This window comes from Kaistella sp. (assembly GCF_041824135.1).
Lineage (GTDB): Bacteria > Bacteroidota > Bacteroidia > Flavobacteriales > Weeksellaceae > Kaistella.
Genome location: NZ_JBGZYM010000080.1, coordinates 18589 through 29733, shown reverse-complemented (window position 1 = coordinate 29733; position 11145 = coordinate 18589). Strand labels below are relative to the sequence as shown.

Below are 11145 nucleotides of genomic sequence, written 5' to 3'. Positions count from 1 at the left end.
TTATTTGTCAAAAAAAAGCCTACAATAATCCACGGATTTAGAGTAAACTCCTAATCAACACGATTTGAACTGTTTTCTATTTTCTGTAATCCGAGCAAGTCGGCACGCCATTAAATAAACTTTCGTTCGGTAATAGTTTTGCGTTGAGTTTACCTGTAATGTGTTAGAACTATTGTAGGCAGTCGTTGATTGAAAAAGAAAAATCTACTTTTCCAACTCTTCCAAAAATTGATTGATATTCTTCAATCGCTCTGTGGAATCTTTAATATTTTTATCGTTATTGATTTGAGCAACTTGGGCATTGGTTCCTAATTTTAAGCAACACATCGCCAAAGCATCCTGTTTATCTCTAACATCAAAATTCTGTTCAAAATCTTTAATCATCGCTTCAATCTGTTTCCCCACAATTCGCAGTGTTTCTTCTTCTGCTGAGGGTACATTTAACGGATAACTTCTTCCCGCAATCGTGATGGTTATTCTTCTTACATCCATTACAATCCGCTATTTTGAAGTTCTGCAATACAATAATCCACTTCTTTTATTAATCGATTGATATGATTTTTCATCAATCGATTGTGGTCTGGATTTCCCGATATTGCTGAATAAAGTTTTATATTTTTTTGTTCTTCTGCTAAAACCTGATTTTTCTTCCTCTCTTCCTCGTACTTCATCTTCAACTCTTCATGCTCCTGATTCAGTTCTAAATAAGTTTCGTTAAGACTTTGGTAATTCTTACTTACCGCTAAAATCTTCTTTTCTAAAATCGAAAAATTATTTTCTAAATCTTTGAGCATTTCTCAGGTTAATTTATTCTAACTCGTTAGCAAAAATATAAAAAATTTATTTGAAAGTATCACTTAAGCAGGACTAATTTTAGAAAATACGGAATAAAAAAGAGAAAGTCCTGCAACTTTCTCTTTGATATTGAATATTGATCTTATTTCTATTCAAATTTTAGGACAAACATGAAGGCTCTTGTTTTCGCACTTGACATTGCAGATGACCAGTAAGGCGGAGTTTCAGCATTATCTGCAACCGATTCATTATTGATCATGAAGGTTCCTCTAAAACCTGGCGTTAATTTAAATCTACTGAAATAAAACTGCATTCCGATTTCTGCGGACCACGCAAAATTGCTCGCTGTTGTACGGAAAATCCCTTGTTGGTTATCATCTTCTGATTTGCTGTTAGACTGTAAATTCATCATCCAATTGACTCCTGCAGCTGCGTAAGGTCTGGAGTTATACCAACGATCGCCATGAACCTCAATTAACACCGGAATATCAACATAAGTTGATTTCACAGTGCGTAATTTATCAGCATCTGTTAAAATGATTGGCGTAAAAGGTTGGTTCGCTGGCGTACCTGCTGCAAATTGATCATTGGATTGCGTATCGAAGAAAAGTTCACGTTCCACAAATTGTAAACCTGGTTCTACTCTTAAATCAAAATAATCATTCAATCTTAATTTTCCGATAAGACCAGCACCAAAACTATAAGCTGCTTTAGTTTGCACTAAATTTTTTTGTCCGTCCATTCCAAACTTTGGATGAAGAACCAGTTTATAATCGAAATTATTGGCAGCAAGATAAAATCCGTAACTGAATTTTTGGCCATCAAACCCTTCCAGATTATCCATCCGATCCTTAGTTCTGAACAATTGGGCATTTGCAAAACTGCACAGTACGAATGCTGCAATAAAATTTATTTTAAAAAAAGTATTCCCCATATTTATTTGGTTGCCTTGTAAATAGTTGCGATTCCTAAACTTAGTTTCTTATATTCTACTTTTTTAAAGCCAACATTCAACAGAATGGTTTTCATTTTCTCGCCAAACGGAAAAGCATTTACAGAATCTGGCAAATACGTGTACGCACGATTATCTTTCGATACTAATTTACCAATTTGAGGTAAAATATTTTTAAAATAAAACATGTAAAAAGGTGCTAAGAAACCTTCCACCTTAGAGAATTCTAAGATATATACGCTTTTACCATCCTTCACAACTCTTTTCAATTCGTCTAAGCCTTTTTCTAAATTCTCAAAATTCCGTACACCAAAAGCAACGGAAACCGCATCGAATTTATTGCTTTCAAAAGGAAGATTTTCTGCATCACCTTTGATCATTTCAATTTGGTCGGTTAAACTGATCTTCTTAATTTTTTGAATTCCGACATTCAACATTTGTTGAGACAAATCTAAACCGACGATTTTTGCCCCAGTTCCTTTTTGTACTGCGATTGCCAAATCACCAGTTCCGGTCGCAACATCCAAAACTTCTTTTGGTTGATCAGCATTCATCCATTTCACTAAGGTATTTCTCCAGAGGACATCTATTTTCATAGACAGAACATGATTTAACAAATCATATTTTGGTGCAATATTGTCGAACATATCTTCGACTTCTTTCTTCTTTCCGGCTTCGGTATTATAAGGGGTAACTTGGTTCAAAATATTGGTGTTAAAATTTGTAATATTCTTTATAGTAATTCAGGAAATCTGCTTTCCGAAATATCTTTGTTCTTGATTCTACTTTCTGAATGTTTTTCACTACTCCATCATACTCTTCATCGATATTATAGTAAAAATCATCGGTGTATAATTTATTAAAACGCACGGGCGAATTCACGAACAGCTTTCCATCAATGGCTGTTTGCTTTCTTACTGCAATGAGTGAATCCTTGTTTAAACCGTAGCCATAAAACTGCTCATTAACATAATAATCCTGATGCGCAATATTTAATAATCCACGATTCTTATTGACCACGAAACTAGAATCATACAACATGTTCTTGCGATCATCAAAAACTTTCACTTCGTTTTTTCCTTTCTTTAAATCGATCTGAAATTTCTGTCCCGCAGTAATGGTTTTTTCTTCGCCATTATTGATGTTAAAAAAATAGGTTTTCTCAGTCGGATTATCGACCAAATAGTAATTTCGCTTGGCTAAAAAAAAGTTATAAATACCGAATGCAACTAAAACAGTAACGATTGATATAATTAAACCTTTGGTAGATGGACTGATTTTCATATTGAATAATATAGTAAAAAACTTTTGCAAATTTAATAATAATTTTGTTTTACTGCGGTACAAGAATAATTCTTAAATTTGCCTAAATTTTTCATTCAAAAATATGCCCAATACAATCATAATCGGTTCAGGAAGTTACATTCCTACCAAGGTAATCGATAAAGAACACTTCATGGACTCTGTTTTTTACACTGATGAAGGTGACAAAATCGACAAACCTAATGAAGAAGTCATTCAAAAATTTGTAGAAATTACAGAAATCGAAAAGAGATGCTACCTGGAAGATGACGAATTCAATTCTGATCTGGGCCACAGAGCAGCGAAAGAAGCAATCGAAGACGCAAAAATCGATCAGGAAGATTTAGACTATATCATTTACGCCAGCAACTTTGGTGAAGTGGACAAAAACGGAATGAGCAACTTCATGCCTTCTATGTCCTCCAGAGTGAAACATAAATTGGGTATTAAGAACAGAAAGACGGTCAACTACGATATGATTTTCGGTTGCCCAGGCTGGGTTGAAGCTATGATTTTAGCCGACACACTTATCAAAGCGAAAAAAGCTAAATTAATTTTAGTGGTAGGTTCAGAAACTTTAAGTAGAGTTACTGACGCTTTTGACCGAAACAAAATGATCTTCGCAGACGGCGCTGGAGCAGTTGTAGTTCAAGCGACCGACGATGAAAATGTTGGTATCATCGCTGATTGTACGATTTGTGACAATGGTCCAGAATTAAATTATCTTGAAAACGCACCTTCATTAAAAAAAGATGAAGACCGCAGACCTTTATACATTAGAATGCACGGTCGTAAAATTTACGAATATGCTTTGAAAAATGTTCCTGACGCCATTAAAGAAACCATTGATAAAGCGAATTTGACTATTGATGATATCGATAAAATCTTAATTCATCAGGCAAATGCTAAAATGGATTATGCTATGATTTCCCGTTTATTTAAATTATACGGAAGATCAGAATACGATCATGCGGTATCACCAATGACCATTCAATACTTAGGAAACTCTTCTGTAGCAACGATTCCAACAATGTTTGATTTAATTATCAAAGGAGAAATGAAAGGACAATCTTTCAAAGAAAAAGGAAATATCGTTTTCACTTCGGTTGGAGCGGGAATGAATATCAACGCAATTGTTTATCGTTTTCCCTAAATAGAAATTTTTAAAATTAAGAATAGCACAAAATTTGTTTTTGTGCTTTTTTTATTGACCAAATAACATGCAGAAATACATTTTAATCATTACTGGAATTTTATTCGCGCTGGAATTCTATGTTTATCAAGCCTTCAAAACAGTAACCAACAATAATTATTTACGAATTGCCTATTGGGTGATTACCATTTCGATTTACTTATTTTTCATTTATGAAGTTTTAAACTTCGACAGGACCGATCGGGATAATTCACGCACACAAATCGTTGCGTCCGTATTTTTGATTTTATTTTTGCCCAAACTTTTAATTATTTTCTTTCTTTTAATCGAAGATTTAGGACGGGGAGTTAACTATATTGTTCAATCCTTTGGCACTGTTGAAAATTATCTGCCCGACCGTAGAAAGTTTTTAAGTATCGCAGGATTAGGAACTGCTGCCCTACTTTCGGGTTTATTTCTGGATGGTATTATCTTCGGAAAATATCGACATACTGTTAGAAAAGTAAAACTGAAAATTGCAGGTTTACCTAATAGCTTTAAAGGCTACCGAATCATTCAGATCTCTGATGTTCACGCGGGGAGTTTCCTGAACCCTTCGAAATTACAGACCGCGTTTGATATGATCAATGAGCAGAAAGCAGATTTAATCCTGTTTACCGGTGACATGGTCAATAATTACGCAACTGAATTTGAACCTTTTGTTGAAATGTTTAAGAGTTTACAATCTAAGGATGGAAAGTTTTCGGTTCTCGGAAATCATGATTATGGAGACTATGGAGCTTGGGAATCAACCCAAGAAAAGGCACAAAACATTCCCGATTTAATTAAGTTGCAAAAAGAAGCTGGTTTCGAAATGCTTAGAAATGAACATCGAGTCATTGAAAAAAATGGTGAGAAACTTTATCTATTGGGTGTAGAAAACTGGGGCGAAAAACCTTTTCCTCAATACGGAGATTTGGATAAGGCTTCAGAAGGAATTCCATATGAAGCTGCTAAAATATTGATGAGCCACGATCCAACCCACTTTGATTATATTGTAAAAGATCACCCTTCAAACGTACAGCTTACACTTTCCGGTCATACCCACGGAATGCAGTTCGGGCTAGATTTAAAAAATGTCCGTTGGTCGCCAGCGCAATTTCGTTATAAAAAATGGGCAGATTTGTATGAAAGCAGTGGCAAGTATCTTTACGTCAACAGAGGTTTTGGGGTCATCGGTTATCCAGGAAGAGTAGGAATTGATCCGGAAATTACTTTATTTGAATTGAGTTAATCTTTTAAGTAGATACAATGGTTACGTTTAAAAAAGCAGGTGAAAAAGATATTCCTCTGATTCAGAATCTGGCGGAAAAATCCTGGAAATCAGCCTATTCAAAAATTTTATCAAAAGATCAAATTGAATACATGTTGACTGAAATGTATTCTCAAAAAGAAATTTCAAACCATCTTAAAAATCCGAACTACTTTTATTACTTGATTTTGCAGGATGAAGTTCCAGCTGGATTCATCGGTTTCGAATTTCATTATGAAAAAGACACTACAAAACTTCATCGAATTTATCTTCTGGAAGAATTTAAGGGCAAAGGTCTCGGCAAAAAAGGATTGAAATTTCTGAAAGAGAAGGTTTCAGAAACTTCAGATCATAGAATTATTTTGAACGTTAACAAAGATAATCCTGCAAAAGCAATGTACGAATCACAAGGTTTTCGCGTTTTTCACGAAGAGGTTTTTGACATTGGAAATGGCTATGTAATGGATGATTATCTGCTTGAATTCAAGTTTTAGTTGTTCTTATTTAGGAGAAAAAAATTAATAAAAATTTCTTTGGTATGATTTTAGAATGTTAAATTTCATTAACATTAAAATTTTAAAATTATGACACGTACTAATTTACTTTCAAAGATTCAGATTTTTGCTTTAGCAGTAATGGCAAACTTCGCAGTGGTATTGGTAAAAGCTCAAGAAAAAGCAGCTGACCTTAAAGTTGACGTCGATTTAGATAAAGGCGGAGATACAATGGGTGGTGACTGGATGAGCAATCCATTAGTTTGGGTAATCGGTGCTTTGGTTCTTATCGTTATCATTGCTTTAGTAGCACGCGGCGGAGGTAATAAATAAGTTACGACATTATATAAATTAGATCCCGACTTTTTAAAAGGTCGGGATTTTTTACGTCTAATAATTTGATGAAATAAAAAGCAAAAAATTTTCTCTTGCATCTCTTTTTAAATTATTTTTGCATCCAACAAAAAACAGAACACAAAATATGAAAGCAAAATTAATCTCATTGGTTTTCGCCTTAGGTTTCGTAATGATTTCAATTAACGGAACTGCGCAACAGCAAGATCTAAAAACTTTAAAACAACAATCTCAAGTTGTAAGACTTAATGCTGATTTAGTTACTAAAAAAATCGACTTAGAGAAAGAAAGACAAAATAATTTGAAGCTTTCAGAAGAAGTAAAATACCTGGATAAAAAATCGAATCGTACGACGAATAAATTCTCGACTTCAGATCCTAGAACTACGGCTAAAGATGCCAGGAATACCGCTAAAATCTTACGACAAACTGAAGCTGCAAATAAAGATTTAAGAAGAAGTAATTTGAAGATCGAAAAAATGGAAAGAGATATTTTGAAACTAGAAGAAAAACTTAAAAATCTGCAATACGCGGTGGAAATTAAAGAAAATTAAATTTCACATTTTTTATAAAAAATAAAGTCCCAAAACTCAATTGTCTTGGGACTTTTTTTGTAAAAAATTAATTTTTCGAATATTGAAACTCTAATGATACTCTTTTTAACATCTTACGACCATTACCAGCATCTACCGCTAAATAAGAATAATTGAAATTGGAAATAAGAATCCCATTTCTCAATTGAAACGTTAATTGATCACCCCATTCCGTGGACATCGAAATAAGATCCGAAGACATCGTGTAAGTCGCACTATATTGTGGTGCTTCACAGAAAGGTGTTTCGTATTCTACCAAATATCCCGTGTATAATTCAACGGCATAACTCCGAATACTTATATTAATTGAAGGATAAGTCAAGGTTCCGTTTTTTTGGAAAGTCAGAGACGGATTGCATGTAAAATAAGGAGTAATATCGGTTTCAAAAACGCCATCGGCATTATAATCGACTGGAATTTCCGAAGTAACTTTTAGCACTTTATATTTTCCTTCCAAAAAGACCTCTTCTTCCTTGTCGCTATCTCTGCTACATCCACTGAAAATAAGGCAAACAGATAGGATCCAGAATGTACTTTTTAAAAATATTTTCATTTTAAAATTTCTTTAAACCGTCAACGCCTTTTGATACGCGTTTTCAATACCTTCTAAATTTTTTCCGCCTGCTGTTGCAAAACCCGGATTTCCACCGCCGCCGCCCTGGATCTCTTTCGCCAGATCTTTAACGATATTACCCGCGTGGTATTTCGCTTCTAAATCTGCCGAAACACCAACCGTAATCATTGGTTTTGCATCCGAATCAGAAATGATGATAATCACTGAACTCTGAATATCTTTTTTCAACTGAAAGACGATATCTTTCACGCTTCCTGCATCCAAGGAAACTTTCTTTACTAATAATTTCTTATCTTCTTTTTGTACGAAATCATTTGCCCAGTTTGAAGTTTCTGATTTTGCTTTTTCTTTTTTTAGAGATTCAATTTCAGATTTTAAAGAAGAATTTTCTTCCATCAATTTTTCAACTGACTTTGTTAAATCTTTCGACTTTAATAAAGAAGAAATCTCCTTTAATTGTGTTTCTAAATTGCGGAAATAAGCAGCGGATTGATCTCCAGAAATGGCTTCAATTCTACGGATTCCTGCCGCAGTTGAACTTTCATTCTGAATTTTAAAATGGCCGATTTCGCCCGTGTGTTTTACATGCGTTCCACCACACAATTCTTTCGAAGAGCCAAACTGAATCATTCTTACTTTATCGCCGTATTTCTCACCGAACAAAGCCATGGCTCCTTTTTCCATCGCTTCGGTGATTGGGATTTCACGGAATTCTTGCAACGCAATATTTTCTTTGATTTTCGCATTCACCTTTTCTTCGACAATTTTTAACTGTTCGTCATCCATTTTAGAAAAATGGGAGAAATCGAAACGCAAATAATCCGGACCAACGAAGGAACCTTTCTGTTCAACATGCGTTCCTAAAACTTCACGCAACGCTTCGTGCAACAAATGCGTTACCGAGTGATTCGCCTGCGAATTTCTTCTTTCCGACTCATTTACTTTAGCATAAAAAACGGCACCTGCATCCTTCGGCAATTCGTTAATTAAAGATACGATCAGATTATTTTCTTTTCTTGTTTCCAGAACTTCGATGATCTCTGAACAATCGGTGATCGTAGAAACGCTCGGATTTGAAATATCAAAACCTTCCGCATAACTTGGAATTAAAATTCCTTTATCACCAACCTGTCCACCACCTTCTGGATAGAATGGCGATTTCGACAATACGATCTGGTAAAATTCACCGTCTTTATTTTCAACTTTTCTATATCTTGTAATAAAAGTTTCACTTACCATTTGGTCGTAACCAACGAAAGATTCAGCTTTTTCTTCTAAAACTACCCAGTCGTAAACTTTCTGTGCAGATGATTTTTTTGAACGTTGTTTCTGTTTGTTCATTTCCTCTTCAAAACCAACTTCATCAACAGTCAATTGTTTTTCTTCAGCGATGATTCTGGAGAGATCAGCGGGAAAACCGTAAGTATCATACAATTCGAAAACTGCGGTTCCTGGAAGTGTTTTTTGGTTTTTAGATAGCGTTTCATTGATGACCAGATCAATTCTTTTCAAACCGTGTTCGATGGTTTTTAGGAAAGAGTTTTCTTCTTCTCTGATCACTTCAGTCACTAATTTTTCCTGCTTAACCAACTCTGGGAAAAATCCTCCCATTTCGTTTTTCAAGATGGCAACCAATTCAAATAGGAAGGCTTCTTTCATTCCTAAAAATCGGTAAGCATAAGAAATTCCACGACGCAGAATTCTGCGGATCACATAACCTGCACCACCATTAGACGGTAACTGACCATCAGCAATCGCAAACGCAACTGCGCGAATATGATCAACCACAACGCGAATCGCAATATCTTTTTCGTCCTCTAAAATTCCTGTATATTTTTTCCCTGAAAGTTCTTCTACTTTAGCAATTAAAGGAGTGAAAACATCAGTATCATAGTTTGAAGTTTTGCCTTGTAAAGCCATACACAAACGCTCAAAACCCATTCCGGTATCAACGTGTCGGGATGGTAATTTTTCTAAACTTCCATCAGCCTTTCTATTGAATTCCATGAAAACCAGATTCCAAACCTCCACCACTTGTGGATGATCGTTATTCACCAAGTCTAAACCAGAAACTTTGGCTTTCTCTTCGTCTGTTCTAATGTCGATATGAATTTCTGAACATGGTCCGCAAGGTCCGCTTTCGCCCATTTCCCAGAAATTATCTTTCTTGTTTCCATTGATAATTCGGTCTTCTGAAATATGAGATTTCCAGAAATCGTAAGCATCCTGGTCACGATCTAAATTTTCAGACGCATCGCCTTCAAAAATAGTGACGTATAAATTCTCTTTTGGAATTTTATAAACCTCAGTCAACAATTCCCAGGCATAATCGATCGCTTCTTTTTTAAAGTAATCACCAAAAGACCAGTTTCCCAACATTTCAAACATGGTGTGATGATAGGTATCGCGACCAACATCATCCAAATCATTATGCTTCCCGGAAACTCTTAAACATTTTTGGGTGTCTGCAATTCTGGAAGATTTTGGTTCTTTGTATCCTAAGAAGTAATCTTTGAATTGGGTCATTCCCGAGTTAGAAAACATCAAGGTAGGATCATCTTTTAAAACAATCGGTGCAGAAGGAACGATCTGGTGTCCTTTTTCTTTAAAAAAGTCAAGAAATTGCTGGCGAATTTGTTGTGAAGTCATAGTTGAATTGGCTTTAACGTGCATATAAGTTGGCAAATTTAATGATTTTTAACAGGACTCTCGAATATTGTTTTCGCGAATTTAGAAATAATCATTTTCAAAGTTTTTCAGCACCACTTCCGATTTGAAAAAACCGTATTCAAATGGTTGTCGTATATAAAATTGTTGAGATGGAGACCTTGATTAATTAAATGATAACGATAGATAATTACTTAGAGACCCTTTTAATTTCAGCCCTATTTTTGCATCTAAAATAAAGTTAATTCAAAAAATAATGAATACAAATAATAAGAAAAAAATGAAGAACATTTTAACACTCGTAGCATTAATTTTCGGTGTTGCCGTTTTTGCTGCAACATCCTTTTCTTGCTCGAAAGCTAAAGTAAAAAATGTGGAACAAAATAATAAAAAAGAAATAAATATGGAAGGTAAAAATATAAAAGAAATATACTTCGCAGGTGGATGTTTTTGGGGAACCGAACATCTGTTTCAATTGGTTAGAGGCGTTGTTGATACAGAAGTTGGATATGCGAACGGGAGAATTAAAAACCCTACGTACGAACAGGTAATCAGTCACACTACTGGTTTTGCTGAAGCCGTAAAAGTAAGATATAATGCCGACGAAGTTAATCTACCACTATTAATTGATCTCTTCTTTAAATCGATTGATCCTACAACTATCGATCGCCAAGGAAATGATAGAGGAGATAATTACAGAAGTGGGATCTACTCTACCGATCTATCAACAGAAGCAATCGTAAAAACTGAAGTTGCAAAACTGTCTAAAAATTATGATAAGCCAGTTGTGGTAGAAACTATTCCTTTGAAAAACTTTTACAAAGCTGAAGATTATCACCAAGATTATTTAGATAAAAATCCTGGTGGATATTGTCACATTCCGCTTTCTGTTTTTGAAGAAGCGAAAAGAGCAAATCCGCTGCCTGCAGCGAAATAATAAAAATGAAGGTTGTCGAAAGGCAACCTATTTT

The 11145-nt window shown here is 34.8% G+C and carries 13 protein-coding genes; 6 read left to right on the top strand and 7 right to left on the bottom strand.

Annotated features, from left to right (window positions below; genetic code table 11):
* Positions 1-204: 204 nt before the first annotated feature.
* The 5 genes from ACEYOS_RS09630 to ACEYOS_RS09610 all read right to left on the bottom strand — a co-directional run bounded on the left by ACEYOS_RS09630 (position 205) and on the right by ACEYOS_RS09610 (position 3031).
* Positions 205-492, bottom strand: a complete 288-nt coding sequence (locus ACEYOS_RS09630; protein ID WP_373707521.1) for a cell division protein ZapA — start codon at positions 490-492, stop codon at positions 205-207.
* Positions 492-794 carry a hypothetical protein gene (locus tag ACEYOS_RS09625; RefSeq protein WP_373707522.1) on the bottom strand — a complete coding sequence of 101 codons (303 nt, stop codon included), beginning with the start codon at positions 792-794 and terminating at the stop codon, positions 492-494. The genes ACEYOS_RS09630 and ACEYOS_RS09625 overlap by 1 nt, the downstream gene beginning before the upstream one ends.
* A gap of 149 nt (positions 795-943) precedes the next feature.
* A complete protein-coding gene (locus ACEYOS_RS09620; protein ID WP_373707523.1) occupies positions 944-1729 on the bottom strand; it encodes a porin family protein in 786 nt (261 codons plus the stop codon).
* Positions 1730-1731: 2 nt separating this feature from the next.
* Positions 1732-2451: a bifunctional demethylmenaquinone methyltransferase/2-methoxy-6-polyprenyl-1,4-benzoquinol methylase UbiE gene (gene ubiE / locus ACEYOS_RS09615; protein WP_373707524.1), complete on the bottom strand. Its 720-nt coding sequence runs from the start codon at positions 2449-2451 to the stop codon at positions 1732-1734.
* A gap of 10 nt (positions 2452-2461) precedes the next feature.
* The gene (locus ACEYOS_RS09610; protein ID WP_373707525.1) at positions 2462-3031 is read right to left on the bottom strand and encodes a hypothetical protein; all 570 of its coding nucleotides are present in this window, start codon (positions 3029-3031) and stop codon (positions 2462-2464) included.
* A gap of 103 nt (positions 3032-3134) precedes the next feature.
* On the opposite strand from ACEYOS_RS09610, the gene ACEYOS_RS09605 reads away from it, so the two are divergent.
* From ACEYOS_RS09605 to ACEYOS_RS09585, 5 genes are all read left to right on the top strand, one after another.
* Positions 3135-4202, top strand: a complete 1068-nt coding sequence (locus ACEYOS_RS09605) for a 3-oxoacyl-ACP synthase III family protein (protein WP_373707526.1) — start codon at positions 3135-3137, stop codon at positions 4200-4202.
* Between the two features lie 67 nt (positions 4203-4269).
* The gene (locus tag ACEYOS_RS09600) at positions 4270-5475 is read left to right on the top strand and encodes a metallophosphoesterase (protein WP_373707527.1); all 1206 of its coding nucleotides are present in this window, start codon (positions 4270-4272) and stop codon (positions 5473-5475) included.
* 17 nt (positions 5476-5492) lie between these two features.
* A complete protein-coding gene (locus tag ACEYOS_RS09595; RefSeq protein ID WP_373707528.1) occupies positions 5493-5987 on the top strand; it encodes a GNAT family N-acetyltransferase in 495 nt (164 codons plus the stop codon).
* Positions 5988-6077: 90 nt separating this feature from the next.
* Positions 6078-6320, top strand: a complete 243-nt coding sequence (locus ACEYOS_RS09590; protein WP_373707529.1) for a hypothetical protein — start codon at positions 6078-6080, stop codon at positions 6318-6320.
* A 148-nt stretch (positions 6321-6468) separates the two neighbouring features.
* Entirely contained in the window at positions 6469-6894 is a 426-nt protein-coding gene (locus ACEYOS_RS09585; RefSeq protein ID WP_373707530.1) for a hypothetical protein, read from the top strand.
* A 67-nt stretch (positions 6895-6961) separates the two neighbouring features.
* Here ACEYOS_RS09585 and ACEYOS_RS09580 read toward each other — a convergent pair whose 3' ends face one another.
* Both ACEYOS_RS09580 and alaS read right to left on the bottom strand, forming a co-directional pair.
* A complete protein-coding gene (locus ACEYOS_RS09580; RefSeq protein WP_373707531.1) occupies positions 6962-7486 on the bottom strand; it encodes a hypothetical protein in 525 nt (174 codons plus the stop codon).
* A gap of 12 nt (positions 7487-7498) precedes the next feature.
* Positions 7499-10156, bottom strand: a complete 2658-nt coding sequence (gene alaS, locus ACEYOS_RS09575) for an alanine--tRNA ligase (RefSeq protein ID WP_373707532.1) — start codon at positions 10154-10156, stop codon at positions 7499-7501.
* 298 nt (positions 10157-10454) lie between these two features.
* Here alaS and msrA point away from each other — a divergent pair, with 298 nt between their 5' ends.
* Positions 10455-11111, top strand: coding sequence for a peptide-methionine (S)-S-oxide reductase MsrA (gene msrA / locus ACEYOS_RS09570; protein ID WP_373707533.1), 657 nt, complete (start codon positions 10455-10457; stop codon positions 11109-11111).
* The last annotated feature ends 34 nt before the right edge of the window (positions 11112-11145 follow it).